General features: G+C 64.5%; 15 protein-coding genes and 1 pseudogene. 5 read left to right on the forward strand and 11 right to left on the reverse strand.

The features are described 5' to 3' along the window. Positions 1 to 354: 354 nt before the first annotated feature. Positions 355 to 510: a hypothetical protein gene (locus ACVIJ6_RS27660; protein ID WP_456775304.1), complete on the reverse strand. Its 156-nt coding sequence runs from the start codon at positions 508 to 510 to the stop codon at positions 355 to 357. 223 nt (positions 511 to 733) lie between these two features. On the opposite strand from ACVIJ6_RS27660, the pseudogene ACVIJ6_RS27665 reads away from it, so the two are divergent. Continuing rightward, positions 734 to 1703, forward strand: a pseudogene (locus tag ACVIJ6_RS27665) (SDR family NAD(P)-dependent oxidoreductase). Positions 1704 to 2060: 357 nt separating this feature from the next. On the opposite strand, the gene ACVIJ6_RS27670 reads toward ACVIJ6_RS27665, so the two are convergent. The 6 genes from ACVIJ6_RS27670 to ACVIJ6_RS27695 form a co-directional block, all read right to left on the reverse strand. Continuing rightward, complete coding sequence (locus ACVIJ6_RS27670) at positions 2061 to 2540, reverse strand: GcrA family cell cycle regulator (protein ID WP_456775305.1); 480 nt, start codon at positions 2538 to 2540, stop codon at positions 2061 to 2063. A gap of 87 nt (positions 2541 to 2627) precedes the next feature. Then, the gene (locus ACVIJ6_RS27675; RefSeq protein ID WP_006614936.1) at positions 2628 to 2825 is read right to left on the reverse strand and encodes a hypothetical protein; all 198 of its coding nucleotides are present in this window, start codon (positions 2823 to 2825) and stop codon (positions 2628 to 2630) included. Between the two features lie 557 nt (positions 2826 to 3382). Beyond that, positions 3383 to 4348, reverse strand: a complete 966-nt coding sequence (locus tag ACVIJ6_RS27680) for an IS110 family RNA-guided transposase (RefSeq protein ID WP_456772807.1) — start codon at positions 4346 to 4348, stop codon at positions 3383 to 3385. 388 nt (positions 4349 to 4736) lie between these two features. Then, on the reverse strand, positions 4737 to 5894 hold the full coding sequence (locus ACVIJ6_RS27685; RefSeq protein WP_456771077.1) for an IS481 family transposase: 1158 nt from the start codon (positions 5892 to 5894) through the stop codon (positions 4737 to 4739). Between the two features lie 239 nt (positions 5895 to 6133). Beyond that, complete coding sequence (gene ppk2, locus ACVIJ6_RS27690) at positions 6134 to 7060, reverse strand: polyphosphate kinase 2 (protein WP_456775306.1); 927 nt, start codon at positions 7058 to 7060, stop codon at positions 6134 to 6136. 96 nt (positions 7061 to 7156) lie between these two features. Further along, positions 7157 to 8098 carry an acetamidase/formamidase family protein gene (locus tag ACVIJ6_RS27695; protein WP_456775307.1) on the reverse strand — a complete coding sequence of 314 codons (942 nt, stop codon included), beginning with the start codon at positions 8096 to 8098 and terminating at the stop codon, positions 7157 to 7159. A gap of 130 nt (positions 8099 to 8228) precedes the next feature. Between ACVIJ6_RS27695 and ACVIJ6_RS27700 the strand changes: the two genes are divergently transcribed. Next, the gene (locus ACVIJ6_RS27700; RefSeq protein ID WP_456775308.1) at positions 8229 to 9017 is read left to right on the forward strand and encodes a YdcF family protein; all 789 of its coding nucleotides are present in this window, start codon (positions 8229 to 8231) and stop codon (positions 9015 to 9017) included. Here the strand turns inward: ACVIJ6_RS27700 and ACVIJ6_RS27705 are convergent. Then, positions 9014 to 10861 carry a tetratricopeptide repeat protein gene (locus tag ACVIJ6_RS27705; protein WP_456775309.1) on the reverse strand — a complete coding sequence of 616 codons (1848 nt, stop codon included), beginning with the start codon at positions 10859 to 10861 and terminating at the stop codon, positions 9014 to 9016. The genes ACVIJ6_RS27700 and ACVIJ6_RS27705 overlap by 4 nt on opposite strands. A 198-nt stretch (positions 10862 to 11059) precedes the next feature. Here ACVIJ6_RS27705 and ACVIJ6_RS27710 point away from each other — a divergent pair, with 198 nt between their 5' ends. Together ACVIJ6_RS27710 and ACVIJ6_RS27715 are read left to right on the forward strand one after the other, a co-directional pair. Then, entirely contained in the window at positions 11060 to 11845 is a 786-nt protein-coding gene (locus tag ACVIJ6_RS27710; RefSeq protein ID WP_456775310.1) for a DUF169 domain-containing protein, read from the forward strand. A gap of 131 nt (positions 11846 to 11976) precedes the next feature. Next, positions 11977 to 13155, forward strand: coding sequence for a saccharopine dehydrogenase family protein (locus tag ACVIJ6_RS27715; RefSeq protein WP_456775311.1), 1179 nt, complete (start codon positions 11977 to 11979; stop codon positions 13153 to 13155). On the opposite strand, the gene ACVIJ6_RS27720 is transcribed toward ACVIJ6_RS27715, so the two are convergent. From ACVIJ6_RS27720 to ACVIJ6_RS27730, 3 genes are all read right to left on the reverse strand, one after another. Beyond that, positions 13152 to 14423: an O-antigen ligase family protein gene (locus tag ACVIJ6_RS27720; protein WP_456775312.1), complete on the reverse strand. Its 1272-nt coding sequence runs from the start codon at positions 14421 to 14423 to the stop codon at positions 13152 to 13154. The genes ACVIJ6_RS27715 and ACVIJ6_RS27720 overlap by 4 nt on opposite strands. A gap of 72 nt (positions 14424 to 14495) precedes the next feature. Further along, positions 14496 to 16022 (reverse strand): undecaprenyl-phosphate glucose phosphotransferase, encoded by a 1527-nt coding sequence (locus tag ACVIJ6_RS27725; RefSeq protein WP_456775313.1) that lies wholly within the window; start codon positions 16020 to 16022, stop codon positions 14496 to 14498. 155 nt (positions 16023 to 16177) lie between these two features. Continuing rightward, positions 16178 to 17311 (reverse strand): glycosyltransferase family 4 protein, encoded by a 1134-nt coding sequence (locus ACVIJ6_RS27730; protein WP_456777096.1) that lies wholly within the window; start codon positions 17309 to 17311, stop codon positions 16178 to 16180. A gap of 361 nt (positions 17312 to 17672) precedes the next feature. Here ACVIJ6_RS27730 and ACVIJ6_RS27735 point away from each other — a divergent pair, with 361 nt between their 5' ends. After that, positions 17673 to 19970: a GumC family protein gene (locus ACVIJ6_RS27735; RefSeq protein ID WP_456775314.1), complete on the forward strand. Its 2298-nt coding sequence runs from the start codon at positions 17673 to 17675 to the stop codon at positions 19968 to 19970. Position 19971 lies beyond the last annotated feature (1 nt).

Here is a 19971-nt window from a genome sequence, read left to right on the forward strand (position 1 = left end):
TCACCGGCACGGCGGAGCCTCGCGAGGAGCTTTTCAAGCTTTGTGCCACGGCTGGAGGGAAGGGCAGGAGCTGTAAGCTGCTGATTTGGCTTGAACTTTCAATTGATGGCAATTTGAGCAGTGAGGTGCTGCTTCTGGGAATGGCCCATAATTTGGTCAATTGAACATAATTGTATGCAATCAGTTGGACTGCGCGGGACCGCCGTCGCCGGCGCCGCGCGCGCAGTCCGTCGCTTCTCTGAGGAGGGGAATGTGACAACCGGGAGTGCCCGCTCAGGCGCGGCGCAGCGATTCACCGTAGGTCCTACGCGGAGGCGCCAGACCTCGAGATTTCCTGACGCTTCTGCCGATCGCTCAGATGCCGAGCAGCCAAACGGCGACGATGGTGCCGATCACGGCCAGTCCGGAGATCGTCCAGCCGGTGACATAGGCGCCATCATCATGCCCGGCCGGATCGACCATCGTGTCGCGCCAGCCATCGTCCTGCCAGTGCCCCTGTTGGTACGCCATGCGAACCTCCTCGAGCCTGCCTCCCCATAGAATAAGTCGGCGTCGATCGCCCCCGGTTCAACCCCTGGGTGAGGTTTTCCTGTGGTGCACTGCAATGCCGGTCCGCGACATCCGCTCTGGTCTTGCCGGTCAAACGTCCTAAGCTCGTGGCGCGTTCCGACAAGAGAACGAGCAAGGTCGGGGCCGCATGGGCGGTCCCGCGACAGGGAAGGAAGAGCATCCGATGAAGGATTTCGCCGGCAAGATCGCCGTGATCACCGGGGGCGGCACGGGCATGGGCCGCGAGCTGGCGCGCCAGCTCGTCGCCGAAGGCTGCAATGTCGCGATGTGCGACGTCTCGGCCGAGGCGATGGCCGAGACCAGGAGATTATGTGAGGCCGAGACGCTGCCGCAGGGCCTGCGCGTCACCACGCACGTCGCCGACGTCTCGATCGAGGCGCAACTGCAGCGCTTTCGCGACGAGCTCGCCGAGCAGCAGGCCACCGACAAGATCCATCTGTTGTTCAACAATGCCGGCATCGGCGGCGGCGGCAGCCTGTTCACCAACAGCCGCGAGCAGTGGGAGCGCACCTTCAACATCTGCTGGGGCGGCGTCTATCTCGGCGTCCGCACCTTCCTGCCGATGCTGCTGAAGGCTGCCGAAGGACACATCGTCAACACCTCCAGCGTCAACGGCTTCTGGGCTTCGGTCGGCATGGGCGTCTCGCACACCGCCTACAGCGCGGCGAAATTCGCGGTGAAGGGGTTCACCGAGGCGCTGATCAACGACCTCCGCCTCAACGCGCCGCACATCAAATGCTCGGTGGTGATGCCCGGCCATATCGGCACCTCGATCGTCTCGAACTCGCGCAAGCTGCAGAGCGGCACCGAGTCCGACGAATTGAGCGAGACCGAGATCGCCCTGGCCCGCCAGCGCATGAAGGGCATGGGCATCGACGTCGCCGCGATGAGCGATCAGGACATCCAGAACGCCGCCCGCGAGCGCGCCCGCAGCTTCCTTGAGGACGCCCCGACGACGGGCGGCGCAGGCGGCGAAGATCATCCTCGGCGGCGTGAAGGCCGAGCAATGGCGCATCCTGGTCGGCGAGGACGCCAAGCTCCTGGACATGCGCGTGCGCCAGTCACCGGAGCAGGCCTACGAGCCCGAGTTCTTCCAGCGCTTCGCGCAGGAAGCCGGGTGGAGGCTGGGGTAGGGCTGTAGGTGGAAGTCGATCTCTTACCGCGATGACAGTGAGCTCCCCTCCCCCTTGCGGGGAGGGGATGGGGGGGTCTACGAGTCGTGCTATCAATGATGAGATCGGACTGGCATGGATGATCACCAGCAATCATTCGCCCACCGTATGCGCGCCGAGCCCACCGACGCTTCACCAAATTCAGTGCGCGTTGCCCCCCCACCCCCGACCCCTCCCCGCAGGCGACAATCGCCGCGCGATTGCCGCCCGGGGGAGGGGAGATGAGACGGCCGCGCCGTCCCCGCAGAACGCGGAGACCGAGTAAGGCGTAATGCTGCAGGGCTTGAGGGCGTTCAGGGGAGGTCTCGCCTGATCCTGCTACCTTGACGACGCTACGCGATACGCCATCCGCGTATGGCTCGGACAATACGGCAAGCCATCCAGCGGCTTCGAGCCGCAGAAGCAGAAATCATCCGCGCCGGGCGTCGAGATCGGCCAGCGGCAGCGCTCCTTGGAGAGTTCGAACAGCGAGCAGCCGTTCTCGACGGGGCCTGCGGGCGGCTCCTCGATCATGATCGGCGGCGGATCGTTGCTCACCGCGCGCAGGATGCGGCGGCGCAGTTTGGGGACGGGGCGGCGTGCGCCGTCCCTGGCATTCTCGGCGCGGACCACGCGACGTGTGTCGCCGCCATTGTCCCGCGTCAGCGCCAGGCGGGAGATCTTGCCGATCACGGCATTGCGGCTGACGCCGAGCTCGGCGGCGATCTCGCGGCAGGTCAGCCCGGCTTCAAAGTGCTGTTTCAGGGCCCGGAGGCGTTCCTCGGTCCAGGTGGGGTGGGTCTGTCGTTCGGCGGGCATTGTCTATCGCTTCCAAGTTTGATCCGTCCTGGATCGTCCTGGCCGACGGCCGCACCAAAACTGTCTCCGCGTCGCGCGCCCCTAGATTTACGCCCGTCCGTTGTCGCGAATCGACAGCAGCCCATCCTTGATGGCGAGCCGGATGCCTTCTTCGATCAACGTTCTGCAGACACCCGGAACGCTGGTGCCGTGGGTTCCCTGTTTCACGAGCTTTTCGAGATAGCCGATGGTTGCCAGGGCTAGGGTTACGGGGATGCGGTCAGTCTCGGCTTTTTCCGTCGCCATGCCTAAAAGCTAGTCCGTAACCGGTGTACAGAAAAGTAACTTTTTAGACTCTATTAGGAATCCAATAGGTTGTACAGCCACTTGGGGATAAGTGGTTAAGATATTGAATTTTAAAGAAATATGACGGATCGGGCCGGTCGCGGCGGTGACTCTCCGCGCGGTCGGCGAGTCCGTGCCCGGAATGCTACGGTGCACGAGCCGGTGGAGAGGATTCGCGCCACAACTGGCGGCCAGCCGGCCGGGTGGCTTCATGGAAGGTCCGGACCTGGTCGCGGGTGCCGGGGAGCGATCTGGGACGGCGTCCCGCCGTCATGATCGAAATTTCTCTAATTCAGAAATTTGGTCTTTCGCTTTTCCGGAAATCGTGTTCTGCTGCGCCCATCCCGCCTCACTCGGAAGCAACTGTGCTGTTGAGGTAGGCCGGCGATCGGCCGGCCTCAAGGCTGGCGCGAGACGCGCCTCCGCCTTCGGCGGCTGAAGGCCTTGACCCCGTCCGCTCGCCGTCCTGTTGGCTTGGCATGCGCTCGGTCGCGGACCGAGCGCGGCGTGGCGCTCGATCAGCTCACCGCAACGCGTGGCGGCTTGGGATTCCACTTCTCCCCGCGGGCGATCATCGTGTTGAGGATGATGATCAACTTGCGCATGCAGGCGATGAGCGCAACTTTCGGCTCCTTGCCCTTGGCGGTGAGGCGCTCATAGTAGGCCTTGAGCACCGGATTATGCTGGGTTGCTGCGCCGAGGCAGGGAAGAAACAGGCCGTTTCTCACCCAGCGCCGGCCACCCTTGATGTGGCGCTCGCCTCGGCGCTTGCCACTGTCATCGTCGTAAGGAGCGACCCCGATCAGGGCGGCGGCGATCTCGTCGCTCACCTTGCCGAGCTCCGGCGCTCCTGCAATGAGGATCGCGGAGGTCGTTCCGGCAAGCCCTGGAACACTTTCGATGATCTCGGCGCGCTCGGCAAACTCCGGTGTGGCCTTGACCTTGGCCGAGATCGCAGCCTCAAGCTTTGCAATCTGTGCCGCGAGCGTCTTCAACACCTGGGAATGGGCCTTCTGCGCCAATCCCGGCACGACATGTTCGTGCTGGTTCTGTAGACGGGTTTTCAGATCCATCAGGTTCTTGCGTGCTTTCACCAGTCCCGCCAGTTCCTCGCGGGCAGCGTCGTAGGTCTGGCTCGGTGCGTCGTTGAACGTCTCGGCGAACCAGGCGATCATCTCCGCATCGATCGTGTCGTTCTTCGCCAGTCGACCGGCCGATAGGGCAAAGTTGCGAACCCGCTTGGGATCGACGATCCGCACCTCCACGCCTGCCTGGCGCAACACCTTGGCCCATTCGCGCTCATAGCCGCCAGTGGCCTCCATGACGGCCTTGTTCACCTTGTGCTTGCGAAGCAAGGCCAACAGCTGGCGGTGCCCTTGCGGAGTGCTCGGGAACGTCTGCCGTAGTCCGAGACCGCGAATGCAGCCGTCCACCTTGTCCTTGGCCACATCGATGCCGGCGACACCGTTTGCGATCTGTGTCATCATCCACTCCCTTCCTTGCCTTGTATGGGCTCGAGGCCCTTGCAACTGTTCGGGTTGAGGAAGATCACCGGAGCTGTCCCTCGCTCTGAAACAGGCTCTGCCGCGTTTGGGGCGTTACGGGCTCAGATCCTGCGACGGGCGGTTTTGCGAGAACCGCCCGTTCGCACATTCTGACAGACTTTCTGAACACAAGGGTGAGATGCTGCAGCAGAACCCGGGCCAATCCTGCCGCGGGAACGCTGACGTGTGTCGTCGGATGCTCGCTATAACGAAGCTACCCGTGGTGGCCGAGATATCGCCTCATCGTCTTTGCGAGCGTAGCGAAGCAATCCAGTGTGCTGTGCGGGACTCTGGATTGCTTCGCTGCTGTTCAGACCGGGGACATAGCTTACACCTGTTCGGAGACATAGTTGACACTTTTCGGGCAGCGCAAATCGATCGCTGCGATCTGATGCGCGGCAAAGAAAATTCCGAATTTTCCGTCGGAACTGAGCGGACGAATAGCGAGCCGCTCACCGCGAAAGGCTTGCGGGACTTTCCAGAGCCGTCCCTTGAAACTGACATAGGCCTTGGTGGTGGATACCGAACGGACGATCTCGCCATCGTCGTATTCCACCGTCGGAAGGCGATCCAGCATCGTGCGCTGGCTGGGTCGATAGCGGCTTGCGGGCACATCGAAGTCCAACGCCTCGTGCGGCCGGTCGAGATTGTAGACGGCCCGCCAGTCGTCGAACGCCCGCTGGACGTCGATCAGGTCGCGATAGCGCTTGAGGGCAAAGACCTCGGCCTTCAAGGTGCGGTGGAAGCGTTCGTTCTTGCCCCGGCTCTGAGGATGGTAGGGCCGGCTGTGGATCGTTCGGACGCCGAGCTTCAGAAGCCACACCGTCAGCGTGGTCCAGGGGTCTTCAAGGGTGAAGCCCCAGGGGCCGCCATTGTCGACGAACATCGCATCCGGCAGTCCGTAGCGGCGGAACGTCGTCTCCAAATGGCCTTGTACCGTAGAGCCTCGTTCGTTGTCACAGGCGGCCAGGCACAAGGAGAAGCGCGAGTGGTCGTCCAACGCCGTCAGCGGATGACAGGACACGCCGTTCTCCAGCGCGCTGTGCCCCTTGAAGTCCATCTGCCAAAGCTGATTGGGCGCATCCTTCTCGAAGCGCGTGTAGGGCTGCCCGGGCGTGCCTGCAGGCTCGCTCACGCGATCGTAACGGCGCAGGATGGAGTGCACGGTGGATATCGCCGGGACAGCTTGCCCATCGCGCTCGAGACGACGTGCGAGCTTGCGCGCGCCCCAGGCCGGGTGAGCATCGCGCAGCGCGACAATCTGCTGCTCAGTCGCAGCCGCCGTGCGCTCCGGACTCCGATGCGGCCGCCGCGATCGGTCCGCCAGCGTCGTATCGCCAGCATCATCCCGCTGGATCCACTTGTAGCCGGTCTGGGGGCTGATGCCGAACTGCCGACACAGCTGCCGCCGGTTTACTCCCTCCTGCTTGGCAAGCATCACAAACTCTCGTCGCTGATCCATGACAGACACCTCTCGCCACGGCATCGCTCGCCCCCTTGTTTGACGAATCGAGCCGATTTTGACGTGTCAACCATGTCCCCGAACACCCGTCAGCCATGTCCCCGGGCTAAACACTGCGCTCGCAATGACGGAGGAGAGGGTGTGTGGTCCCAGGGGCTTCCATTCCGCAGGGAGCAGGGCGTCGCGCACGACGCACGTTCCTTCTGCGCAGCATCGTCCTTTTCGCGCAGCGGCGCGGCTCGTTCCGCGTCGCGGCATCCGCCTCAATACAGCGACGGCACGTGCAACTCGGCCGGGATCTGCTCGCGGCGATATTCAGGGCTGCGGACGCGCTCGGGCAGCACCACCGGCTCGTGCGGCACCTCGCCATAGGGGATCTGGCTGAGGAGATGCGAGATGCAGTTCAGCCGCGCGCGCTTCTTGTCGACCGCCTCGACCACCCACCACGGTGCCTCCGGGATGTGGGTCCGGTGCAGCATCTCTTCCTTCGCCTTGGTGTACTGCTCCCAGCGGCTGCGCGATTGCACGTCCATCGGGCTCAGCTTCCACTGCTTGAGCGGATCGTGGATGCGCATCAGGAAACGGAACTGCTGCTCCTCGTCGGTGATCGAGAACCAGTACTTGATCAGGATGATGCCGGAGCGCACCAGCATGCGCTCGAACTCCGGCACCGAGCGGAAGAACTCCTCGACCTGGTCCTCGGTGCAGAAGCCCATCACGCGCTCGACGCCGGCGCGGTTGTACCAGGAGCGGTCGAACAGCACGATCTCGCCGCCGGCGGGCAGATGCGTCGCATAGCGCTGGAAATACCATTGGGTGCGCTCGCGTTCGTTCGGCGCCGGCAGCGCTGCGACCCGGCAGACGCGCGGGTTGAGCCGCTGCGTGATACGCTTGATGGCGCCGCCCTTGCCAGCGGAGTCGCGCCCCTCGAACAGCACGACGACCTTGAGCTTGTTGTGCTGGACCCAATCCTGCAGCTTCACCAACTCGCCCTGCAGGCGGAACAGCTCCTTGAAATAGACACGGCGATCCATGCCCGGATGCGCCTGATGGCCGAGCTCGAGCCGGCGAAACTCGTCGAATTGATCGTCGCCGAGCTCCAGCTCGAGCTCCTCGTCCATGCTGTCGCGGAAATCCTCATCGATCAGCTCGCGCAGGGCGCGCTCGTCGGTGGTTTCCTTGTTGCTCATCCCTGTCATCCCCGAAGTCGATGTGGCCAGCCAAAATGGCTCACGCCCTTTGACAGGGGTATGACACGTCTCCGTGACGCGTGGCCCGCGCCGGTTTCACCCGTGCACGACAGACTTCGCGATCATGCAATGAATACCCTTGGAGCCGTTGACCGTCTGGGTGACGCGCAGGTCGGCCGCGAGACTGCACAGCGTGTAGGCGTCCTCGCGCGACAGATTGCGCTTCTCGCCGAGCAGCACGATCATGTCGCGCAGCGCCCGCACCACGCATTGGTCGAGATCGGGGTCCATCGCCATCGTCATATAATGGGTGGCGGTCTCGCCGCGCGGATAGTCGAGCTTGATGTCCTTGCGGACCGTGAGACGGAAGCGGCCCTGCAGCGCGGTCTCGATCGCGGTCACGCAGACCTCGCCATCGCCCTGCACGCCATGGCCGTCGCCACAGGAGAACAGCGCGCCCGGCACGAACACCGGCAGATACAGTTTGGCGCCCGCACCGAGCTCCTTATTGTCGAGATTGCCGCCCATGGCGCGCGGGATCAGCGAGGTGATGCGGCCCCAGGCCAGCGGCGGCGCGACGCCCATCACGCCGAAGAACGGCGCCAGCGGCAGTTCCAGGCCCCAGGGCAGTTTGCCGACCATCCGGCTCTTGTCGAGCGGGATGTTGAGCAGCCGGCTCTCGCGGAAATCGTCGGGCAGCGTGCCGGCGAGCGGGCGGATGAAATTGTAGCCCCAGTCCTGTCGCAGCTGCACGTCCAGGATATCGACCTCGAGCACATCGCCGACTTCGGCGCCTTTGACGGCGATCGGCCCGGTCAGGATGTGGCCGGGCACCATGCGCTCGCTCCTGGCGTGAACCTCAAACAGCTCCGGCGGGACGTAGAATTGGCTGCTGTCGGGGACCACGTCCGGCCCGCCGCTGATCGTGTCGATCGTGACCTCGTCACCGCTGTCGATCGTGAGCACCGGCTTCAGCCGGGATTCGAAAAAGCCCCAATGGCAGGTCTCGGGGCTCGCGTGCAGATGATGATGCGTCATGATCCTCTCATTCGCGCCGGTTCGGGGCTCACCATAGCGCATCCGCCGGCCGCCGCAGAGAGATGGCGATGCATGGCGGCTGTCGTGTATGAGGACGGCAGCTGCGATTCACCTCGCGCCGGAGCTTGGTATGTTTTTTGTCTTGTCGAAGACGCTCGGCCTGCTGGCGTTGCCGACCAATTTCATGATCGTGCTCGGGCTGCTCGGCGTCGTCCTGATGCTGACCCGATTCGCTATATTCGGCCGCAGGCTCGTCGTGGCCGCGATGCTGCTGTTGGCCGTGCTCGGATTGACGCCGCTCGGCAGCCTGATGCTGTCTCCGCTCGAGAGCCGCTTTCCGAAATGGGATCCGGCCAAGGGCGCGCCGGACGGCATCATCGTGCTGGGCGGGCCGGTCGATCCCGATCTGTCAATCATGTATGGAATGCCGGTGACCGTCGCCGGCGCCGACCGGCTGATCCAGGCGGCTGCGCTGGCGCGGCGCTATCCGAGTGCGCGCATCGTGTTCACGGGCGGCAGCGCCAACCTGATCGCGACGGACGCGAGGGAGGCCGACGTGGCCGCCGATATTCTGCTCAGCCTCGGCGTCGCCAAGGAGCGGCTGACCTTGGAGCGGGAGTCGCGCAATACCTACGAGAACGCGGTGTTCTCCAAGGCCATGGTCGCGCCGAAGCCGGGGGAGCGCTGGTTGCTGGTGACCTCGGCCTTTCACATGCCGCGCTCGGTCGGGCTGTTCCGAAAGGCGGGTTTTCCGGTCGAACCCTATCCGGTGGACTGGCGCGTCGGCCGCCTCCTCGACGTCGATGGCGTCTCGCTGCTGGGGCTGCGGCGCGCCGACATTGCGGTGCGCGAATGGGTCGGGCTCGTCGCCTACCGCCTGCGTGGTCGGATCGACGATCTGTTTCCAGCGCCGAACTAGGCGGCTGGAGGCCCGAATCCGGCGATCGCGGTCGTCAGCTCGGCGCGCACGCGCGCCACGACCGGCTCGTAGCGGCAGCTTGCATCCTGGTGGAACAGCCGGACGCTGCCGTACCACGGGCTGTCGTCGCGATCACGCAGCCACCGCCAGTCGGCGAGGTAGGGCAGCATGATCCAGGTCGGACGACCGAGCGTGGCGGCGAGGTGGGCGACGCTGGTGCAGACGCTGATGACGACGTCGAGGCAGGAGATCAGCGCGGCGGTCTCGACGAAGTCGGTCAGATCGCCACTGACGTCGAGGATACGGCTCTGCTGAATCAGCAGCGCCTGGTCTGCCGGCCGCGGCTCCTTCTGCAGGCTGATGAAATCGGCGTCGAGATCCAGCAGCGGCTGCAGCGTCGCAAGTGGCATCGAGCGGTGACGATCATTGCCCTGGTGCGGATTGCCGGACCAGACAAGGCCGACCCGCAGCCGTTGATGCGATCCCAGCCGCCGCTCCCAGGCCGACACGCGGTCGGCCGGCGGCGGCGGCAAATAGGTCGCGGGCGGGATGGTCTCGAGCGTGGTTCTGAAGGCGAGCGGCAGGCTCATCACCGGACAATGCATATCGAAGGCCGGGCGTCGCAGCTCCGGCTTGAAGGCGAGACATTGCGAGACGCCTGCAATGCCCGTCATCAGCGGTCGCAGCGCCTCGCGGACCACCAGGATGACCTTGGCGCCGCGCGCCGCGACCTGGGGGATGTAGCGGGCAAACTGAATGGTGTCGCCAAAGCCTTCGTCCTCCTCGATGAGCATGGTCTTGCCGCTGATGTCCTCGTTGCCGAGCCATTTCGGTGCGGTGAAACGCGGATATTCGGGCGAGAAATCCGGCATGTTCCAGCGTGCCTCGCGCCGGGCCCAGCCGGAGACGTAGTCGCCGCATTGCAACTCGACATGGGCGAGCTGCCAGGCGGCCTTGGCATTGCCGGGATCGATGGCAAGGATCTTCTGATAGACGTCGGCCGCGTCGGCGAAGCGCCGCAGCTGCAACAGCGCAAAGCCCTTGTTGAGCAGCACCTCGACCATGTCCGGCTGCACGCTCAGCGCCCGGTCGAACCAGCTCAGCGCCTCTGCATGACGGCCGAGACAGACAAGCGCGTCGCCGACATTGTTGCAGGCCAGCGGATCGGCCGGCGCGAGCGTCGATGCGCGCTCCGTATCGGCGAGATAGTCCGGGTAACGGTTCAGCTTGCGGAGGCATTTGGCGCGCATCTGCAGCGCCGTCAGGTCGTTCGGCTGCTGCGTGAGGCAGACGGTGAACGCCTCGACCGCCTCCGCGTCGCGCTGCTGCTGGTGCAGCAGCAGTCCGCTCTGGAACGCGGCCTCCTTGTGAGCGGGATCAATCGAGAGCGCATGCTGGTAACTCAGCAATGCTTCGGCGCCGCGATCGAGCGCCAGGAGCACCCCGCCGAGATGCTTCCACAATTCGGCATCATCCGGTTTGAGCTGAATGGCCTTGTCGAACACCGCCAGCGCATCGTCGAGCCGGCCCATCTGCTTGAGCGCGAAGCCGAGGCTGGTCAGATAGTCGATCTTTGGCGTCTGCCGGATCGCCTGCGAAAGCCAAGCCACGGCGTGATCGTGTTGCCGCGACTGCAGCGAGATCAGGCCCATGAGATAGAGGCTGTCGGCGTGGCCGGGATCGAGCTCGAGCGCCTGCTGGCAGCACAGTTGGGCATCGAGCCATTGGCCTGCGCCGAGGTGATGCAGTCCGGCCTCGTACAGCGCGGCAGGCGAAAGGGTGGGCGCGCCATCCGAGCCGCCCGTCACGCTCTTGGCGCCTTGCTTCCGGTCGCTGCGGCTCATCGCATGTTCCTGTTCGAGGAAGACAAATTCATAAGTGATTCCCGACACATCGAGAAGGGTCCGGAAGGCCGGGCGCGAGCGGGACGGGGAGGGGCTGGCCTCGACGCCTGCGACCGTCTAACAAGCGCCTCGACCCGTAAACAGACCTTGCAAGGGAGCACCGCGCGCCCAGACGGTGCGGCAGGGAGGGAGCGCCACATGCAACAGCCCAACATCTCCGAACGGCTCGATTTGGCGGCAATGGTCGCCGACCTCAATGCCCTGCTGCGTCTCAAGACCACGGTGATCGGCATCAAGATGTTCGCCCGGGTCGAGGACATGCAGGCGGTGGAGAAGATTCGCCGGCCAAATGCGGTGCACACCACCGATCAGATCGTCAGCATGGCCGCGCGGCTCGGCTGGACCGTCGGCATTACCGCCGACGATCTCGTCGGCGCGCAGTGCCGCGCGGTGATCGGGCTCGGACCGCAGGACGACACCTGGCTCAAGGGCGAGAATTATGTCGGCGTCTGGCACGGCACGGCCGAGGACGCGCGCAAGCGGCAGGAGGCGCTCGATGTCGTGCCGTTCGGCCGCTATCAGGCGATGGCGGTCAGCCCGCTGTCGAGCGGCCGCCTCGATCCGCCCGATATCTGTCTCGTGTACGCGACGCCGGGACAGATGATCATCCTGATCAACGGCCTCCAATATGTCGGCTACAAGAAATTCGAATGGGGGGTCGTCGGCGAAACCGCCTGTGCCGATTCCTGGGGCCGCGCGCTGAAGACTGGCGAGCCCAGCCTCTCGCTGCCATGCTTCGCCGAGCGCCGCTATGGCGGCGTGCCGGATGAAGAAATGTTGATGGCGCTCACGCCCGCGGATCTTGCCAAGGCGATCGCCGGCATGAAAAAGCTGGCGAAGAATGGCTTGCGCTATCCGATCGCGCCGTACGGCATCCAGAACGATGTCCGCGCCGGAATGAGCGTGTCGTATGGGAAGAAGTGACATGTGTCGTCATTGCGAGCGCAGCGACGCAATCCGGAGTCTTGTCGCCGAGACAGTCCGGTTTGCTTCGCCGCAAGGGCTCCTCGCAATGACGGAGCAACTGATTTGCAGCTGATCTCCAGGGAACAAGAATGACGTCACCCAGATTCGACCTCATCGTCTATGGCGCCACGGGCTTCACGGGCAAGCTCGTCGCCGAATATCTCACCACGCAATATCGCGGCGATGCGTCGCTGCGCTGGGCCATGGCAGGCCGCAGTCTCGACAAGCTCGCCACCGTGCGCGATGAGATCGGCGCGCCCGCCGATACGCCGCTGATCGCGGCCGACGCATCCGATCCCGCCTCGCTGGCGGCGATGGTGGCGCAGACGAAGCTGGTGCTCACCACGGTCGGACCCTATCAATTCTATGGCAATGAGCTCGTGGCTGCCTGCGCTGACACCGGCACCGACTATGTCGATCTCTGCGGCGAGCCGGTCTGGATGCGGCAGATGATCGACAAGCATCAGGCCGCCGCCGAGAAGAGCGGGGCCCGCATCATGTTCTCCTGCGGTTTCGACTCCGTGCCGTTCGAGCTCGGCGTCTACTTCGTGCAGCAGCAGGCGAAAAAGCTGTTCGGCGCTGCCGCGGCGCGCGTCAAGGGGCGGGTGCGCGGCATGAGCGGGACCTTGTCGGGCGGCACCGCGGCGAGCGCCAAGGCGACGTTCGACGCCGTGGCCAAGGATCTCAGCCTCGTCTCGATCCTGAAAGATGCGTTCGCGCTGACGCCGGGCTTCAAGGGTCCGAAGCAGCCGGCCGGCAACAAGCCTCTCTATGAGGAGGATCTGCAGTCCTGGACGGCACCGTTCATGATGGCGCTGATCAACACGCGCAACGTTCACCGCTCCAACATGCTGATGGGTTTTCCGTACGGCCAGGACTTCGTCTATGACGAGATGGTGCTGACCGGCCCGGGTGAGAAGGGCGAGGCCAATGCCAAGAAAGTCATGGCCGCCAACGCCGAGAAGACCGGCCCGAATGCGCCGAAGCCGGGCGAGGGACCCTCGAAGGAGGAGCGTGAGAAGGGCTACTACAATCTGTTGTTTGTCGCGATCGCGCCCGATGGCCGTCAGGTCCGCGTAACCGTCAAGGGCGACCGCGATCCTGGCTACGGCTCGACCTCGAAGATGATCTCAGAATGCGCGGTCGGTCTGCTGCGCGACGGTGCCGACGTGAAGGGCGGGTTCTGGACGCCGGGCGCGGCGCTGGGCGACAGCCTGATCAAGCGGCTGGTCGATCATGCCGGCCTGACCTTCACGGTGGAGGATTAGGAGAGCGCGCCCTGCGGGCCGATCCCGGCGGATCGGCCCGTCTCGACTTGGTAGGTGCGTGCGGCGGCGATCATGCCCCACATCGTGCCGAGCATCAGGAAGAAGTGCCGCCAATGGTCGGTATCGATGATGAAGCTTTCGCCGACGGTGCCGAGGAACGCCGAGAACACCGCGATATAGGTCCGCTGCCAGGGCACGCGCACGAAGAGGTAGCGGAAGCCGAGAATGACGGTGGTGAAGACCAGCGCGGGATAGCAGATGCCCGACAGCCAGCCGCCCGACATGAACGCATTCAGATAGGAGTTATGCGTGTCCTCTGGGAAGTAGTTATGAAACTGCAGCGGCCCGATGCCAAAGGGCAGATCGAGCGCCATGTCGGCCCCCAGGATGTGGCGGCCGAAGCGACCGAACCGGCCGCCATCATAGCTCTGGTCGAAGCTCGCCCGCTGCTTGAACATGTCGGCGACTGAATCGAGGGAGAGCAGAACGGCGATCAGCATCAGGCCGATCACAGCGGCGGCAAGCGTCATGACGATGATGCGGGAGCGCTCGCGGGACGACGTGCTGGTCAGGACCATCAGCGCGAGCATGAAGGCGGAGGTGAGGACCAGTCCGCCCCAGGCCGCTCGCGAGAAGGCGAGCAGGATGGCCAGGGCCATCACGCCGAGCGCGAAGCCGGCGCGCAAGGTTGCGGCCAGGCGCGCCGTGACGACATTCTGCAGCGCGAGCAGCGCCGGCAGGATGAGGAACGCGCCGAGCACATTGGGATCCTTGAAGGTGCCGCGGGCGCGGCCGTACAGAGTGAGGAGATCGTAGCCGCCGGGCACCAGATGGAAATAGCCGGCGACGCCGGCCAGCGCGGCGACGGCACCGCCCATCACCAGGCCGCGACGAAGCATATCGAGCCGCGCCCCGGTGTCGTCGGATGTCACCAAGGCCAGGAGCATGGCGGTGACAGCCATGTACCAGGAGGTAGCGATCCAGCTCGCGATCTTCGAGTCGTCGAGCAGCGGAATGGCGCTGATCGTGTAACCGAGATTGATGAGGAACAGCAGCAGGAGGAGAGGCAGAAAGACCAGGCGCAGCCGGATGCCGGTGGCAATGAAGACAGCCGCCGAGGCGAGCGTCGCGAGCTCGTAGGGGCTAGGTTCGATGAAGACGATGGCGCCGGCAGCGCCGACCAGCCACACCAGCGCGCGCTGCAGGGCCACGACGCCCGGAGGGGCGATCGTCGGGGACACGAAGTCTCGGGCTGCCACCTCGGTCATCAGGACCTCGCACTCATACGCAACGCGCGGCGGGACCGGTCCTTGCAGGTGGGCCGCGCCGGGTACCTGGCATCAATAGGCGTTCTCGCTCTTGGTCATCAGCGCAAGCGGCGTCTTGAGCAGGATGTAGAGGTCGAGCAGCACCGACCAGTTCTCGATATAATAGAGGTCGAACTCGACGCGCTTCTGGATCTTTTCTTCCTTGTCGATCTCGCCGCGCCAGCCGTTGATCTGCGCCCACCCGGTGATCCCGGGCTTGACGCGGTGGCGCGCGAAATAGCCGTCGACGGCTTCGTCGAACAAGCGGTTCTGCAGCTTGCCCTGCACGGCGTGCGGACGCGGACCAACCAGCGACAGGTTGCCCTTGAACACCACGTTGAACAGCTGCGGCAGCTCGTCGAGGCTGGTCTTGCGGATGAAGCGGCCGACGCGAGTGACGCGCGGATCGTTCTTGGTGACGACCTTGGAGGCGGTGGGGTCGGCCTGGTGATGATAGAGCGAGCGGAACTTGAAGACGTCGATGCGCTCATTGTTGAAGCCGAAGCGCTTCTGCCGAAACAGCACCGGACCGGGGCTGTCGAGCTTGATCGCCAGCGCGACCAGCGCCATCACAGGGAGCGCCAGCAGCAGGATCAATGCGCCGACCAGCCGATCGAACAGCCACTTCATCACCAGATCCCAATCGGTGATCGGGGCCTCGAAGACGTCGAGCGTCGGCACCGCGCCGAGATAGGAATAAGAGCGAGGGCGGAAGCGCAGCTTGTTGGTATGCGCCGAGAGGCGGATGTCGACGGGCAGAACCCACAACTTCTTCAGCATGTCCAGAATGCGGATCTCCGCCGATATCGGCAAAGCGAACAACACCAGGTCCACGCGCGTGCGTCGGGCGAATTCGACGATGTCGTCGACCTTGCCGAGCTTCGGGACGCCTGCGCAGGTGTCGAGCGACCTGGAATCGCTGCGGTCGTCGAACACGCCTAGGATTTCGATCTCGGAGTCGTTCTGCAGTTTCAGTGCGCGCACCAGATCTTCGCCGCTCTGATCGGCGCCGACGATAATGGTTCGACGGTCGAGACGACCTTGCCTGGCCCAACTGCGGATCAGGCTGGCGAGAACGACGCGACTTGTGATCAGCGCGCCAAGACCGATGAAGAAGAAGGCCGCAAGCCACAGGCGGGAGACCTCGCCGCCGAGCTTAGCAAAAAACGACAGGCCGATGAACAGCAGGAAGACGAAGCAGTAGGAGGAGATCATCCGGGTCATTTGCCGCACTTGGGCGCGAAAGACCTGGATTTGATAGATGTCAGCGGCCTGGAAGCAGATCACCGCGCTGACCGCCATACCGACGATGGCAGCGAGATACTCCCAATGGAAACCGCTGATCGGAACGACGTAACCGAAATAGACGGCGCTGCCGACAAAGCTCAGCAGTACGAAATCCGCAATCCGGACGAAACCGGCGAGCACGATCGGGGAATAGGCGCGGTGGACCTTCTGATTGGCGACGGCCAGCGCGGCGGGCGACAGACGTCGCCGGCGTTCAACCGCCGGCTGGCCGGCGACGGCGATGGTGGCGGCGGAGGCCGCAGCATCCAGCATCGATCGAGGCGTTGATCGGTTCCACAATGGTACAAGCCCGGATTATGTTTGTTAGTATTCTTGGTCAGATAAGCGCTGACAGCGCCGGGAGAAATTCCCCGCCAGCGGTCATAAACGGCAATTCGGAACAATCGGTTAGCGATGTCCCGCAGGCATCAGGTCTTGGTAAACGCTTCTCGGTAGCCACCGAGCACGCCCTCGACCATCGCCCTCTGGGAGAAATGCTGGAATATCCGCTCGCGCAGCGCCTTGGCACGGAGTTGCGTGGTGGCGGGATCGTCGAGGGCGCTTGCGATCGCTCCCGCCATCGCATCGACGTTGCTCGGCGCGAACAACGCGTCGGCATGGAGGCCGAAAATCTCCGGGATGCCGCCAACCTTGGCGGCGATCATCGGGATTCCGGCTGCTCCCGCTTCGATCACCACATAAGGCATCGAGTCGCCCCGCGACGGGACGACCAGAAGGCGGCCCTTGGAAAATCCCTCGCGTGCCTTCACATGCCCGATGAAGCGCACGGCGGAGGTCAGACCGAGACGCTCGACCTGTGCCTTCAGGCGCGCCGTCTCCTCGCCGTCGCCGCCCAGCGTGAGGGTGAGAGGCCGACCGCTGTCGCGCAGCTGCGCAACTGCGTCGATCAGGATATCCGCGCCCTTGATATGGCGAAACTCTCCGACGTAGGCGAGGTCCGTCTGGTCGTCCGCGGGCGCGACGGGATCGAATTCGCCCGCTGTCACGCCGTTGAACACGCAATGGACCAGGCCCTGGGGATGGCCGATCATGCGTTCATAGGTGTCGCGGGCAAAGATGCTTTCGAACAGGAAAAGCTCGGTCCGGTTCATCAGCGCGCGCTCGAGCCGTGCGTAGAGCGCGCCTTTGAGCGTGTTGCGCGGGTAATGCAGTGATCCGCCATGCGGCGTATAGATTCGGATCGTTTCGGTCCGATGTGGCAGCATGCGGATGAAGGCGCCAGCCTTCGCACCATGACCGTGCAGAACGTCCGGATTGAGACTGCGGGCGATCGCATGAAAATGGCCAAGCGCCAGGACATCGGTCGGCCAGGGCTCCCGATGAATCGCGACGCGATGAACACCGAGTGTCAGGCGTGGAGCGATTTGCGCGAGTGCCGCATCAGCCCGTTCGCCGCCAGTCAGGCTGTCTGCAATGATTCCCACGTGGTGGCCGAGATCGGCCTGGCCGTTCGCGAGGTCGATAATATGTCTGAAAATGCCGCCGACCGGGGCCCGGACTGCATGCAAAATTCTGAGCGGCTTGTGTGGCGAAGTGGCCAGGCCAAGCTCGCTTCGTTGCGCGGTGCGGTCGTGATCTCGCCAGCCGTCAGCGGGCGAGTGGACCTGACGGCTGGTTGGTAGAGGAAGCACGGGTGCCTCTCGTCATTAAGTTCCCTGCGGCTTCAGGCTGGATAGATCGTTGATGGTTAATAAACGGCTCACAGCTCGGCGATAGGGATCGGGCCGCGAGGATTATGGTGATGATCGTGTATAAGCGGGGGATCTGCATCCATGGGAGATGCCCATGAATGTTCGCGCGAGCCGCTGACAGATCGGTCGGATTAACCGGCCGGCAACCTTAATAGAGTGTAATTGTACCACGTATGTTGGCGGCGTGGCGTTTGTCTCGCGGGAGTGGATGATGCGGTTGGCGTTCTGGCGTGCCAGCAAGGAAGACAAGACGACACGGATCGAGGCGGCTCCCGTCGCGCAGCCGACGAATGCGCAATCGCCGGACGTGCCGGCGCAGGCCTCTGGCGACCTGGATGTGCGTACGATTGGCCGTGCTCTGGCTCGCAAGCGTGGTTTCATCCTCACCGCGACCCTGCTTGCACTTGCGTTGGCTGTCATTGCCGTCAACATGATCACGCCGCGCTACAAATCGGAGGCGCGTATCCTGATTGATGGTCGCGAGAACATTTTCCTGCGGTCCAACAGTGAGCGTAGCGAAGAACGGACCGCGCTGGACGCGGAGGCTGTGGCGAGCCAGGTGCAGCTGGTGCTGTCGCGGGATCTGGCGCGCGACGTCATTACCAAGACCAAGCTCGGCGAGTTGCCGGAATTCGATCCGGTGCTGCGCGGCGTGTCGCCGCTGAAGTCGATCTTTGCCATGTTCGGTCTGGTGAAAGACCCGCTGTCGATGACCCCCGAAGAGCGGGTCATGGACGCCTATTATGAGCGCCTCACGGTCTATGCCGTCGACAAATCGCGCGTCCTCGTGGTCGAATTCCAGTCGCAGAACCCGGCGCTCGCGGCCCAGATCGCCAACGCCATTGCCGACGGATATCTGGTGGTGCAGCAGAATGCCCGCCAGTCGCAGGCGAGATCGGCGAGCCAATGGCTGGCCGGGGAGATCCAGAGCCTCCGCAAGAAGGTCGAGGACGCGGAGTCGCGGGTCGAAGAGTTTCGTGCCAAGTCCAGCCTGTTCATCGGCACCAACAACACCTCGCTGTCGAACCAGCAGATGGGCGAGATCAACACCCAGCTCAACAATGCCCGCGCGCTGAAATCGGATGCCGAGACCAAGGCGCGGTTGATCCGCGAGAGGCTGCAGAGCGGACAGCCGATCGAGGCTTCCGAGGTGCTCAATTCCGAGCTGATGCGCCGCTTGTCCGAGCAGCGGGTGAATCTTCGCGCGCAATTGGCTGAGCAATCGTCGACGCTGCTGGATAACCATCCGCGCATCAAGGAGCTGAAGGCGCAATTGGCCGATCTCGATCGCCAGATCCGCGACGAAGCGGCCAAGATCTCGCGCTCGCTCGACAGCGACGCCCGGATCGCCGAGGGGCGGGTGCAGATGTTGAGCCAGAGCCTCGATCAAGCCAAGAAGCAGGCCACGTCCACCAACGGCCAGGACGTTCAGCTGCGGGCGCTGGAGCGCGAGGCCAAGTCGCAGCGGGACTTGCTGGAATCCTATCTCGCCAAATACCGCGATGCCAACAGCCGCGAGACCCTGGACACGCCGCCGGCGGAAGGGCGCATCATCTCGCGGGCGGTGGTCTCGAACACGCCGGCCTATCCGAAAAAGCTGCCGATCGTGCTGATCGCGACGCTCGCCACGCTGATGCTGACCTCGGGCGTGGTCGTCACCGGCGAGCTGCTGCGCCTCACCGCGCCACGCGCCGTCAGCGCCGGCTTGCTGGCTCCCGTAATGGCCGCGGCCACGCCCGCCCCCCGGGTGGAGCCGGTGATGTCCGCCCCCGCTGTGCCCGCGGCCCCGGCCGCGCCGGTCCAGATTGCGCCTGCGCCTCCGGTTGCCGTGCCTCCCGTTCCCGTCGCGCCAGCTCCCGCCACTGCCGCGCCGGAGCCTGAGCTTGCCGAGCCTGGGCCGTCGCCGTCGAGCGAGCTCGACCAGCTCGCGGCCGAGCTGCTTGCCGCGGGCGAGGGGGCCCGCAAGATCACCGTGCTCGGGACGGCCGGCGGCCACACCGTCACCGCCACCGCGCTGTCGATCGCCCGCAATATGGCCCGGCATGCCCGAATCGTGCTGGTCGACCTCGCCGGCAGCCCGCAAATGCTCGCGGGCGTCTCGGTCGATCCGGCGGCGCCTGGACTGATCGAGCTGATGCTGGGCGAGGCCTCGTTCTCCGCCATTATCACCAAGGATCAGGCCTCGCGGCTGCATCTCGTCAATGCCGGCCGGCCCGGAGGCGATCGCGGCCAGCTGCAATCGCCGCGACTTGCGCTCGCGATCGATGCGCTGCTGCGCGTCTACGATCACGTGCTGCTCGACGCTGGTACGGCCTCCGACCTGCCGGCCGAACTGCTGACAGCGGGGGCGCGCGCCGTCGTCGTGCCGGACCCCAACATGACCGCCGAGGCGCGCAGCCAGATGACCGAGCAACTGCGCGAGGTCGGCTTTGGCGCCGTGACCATGCTGAAGGCGCCGCTCGAAGAGGCCGGGTCCACCCAAGCGGGCCCGCGCGGCGTCGCCGCCTAGA

The sequence above is a fragment of the Bradyrhizobium sp. USDA 4369 genome, assembly GCF_054056435.1.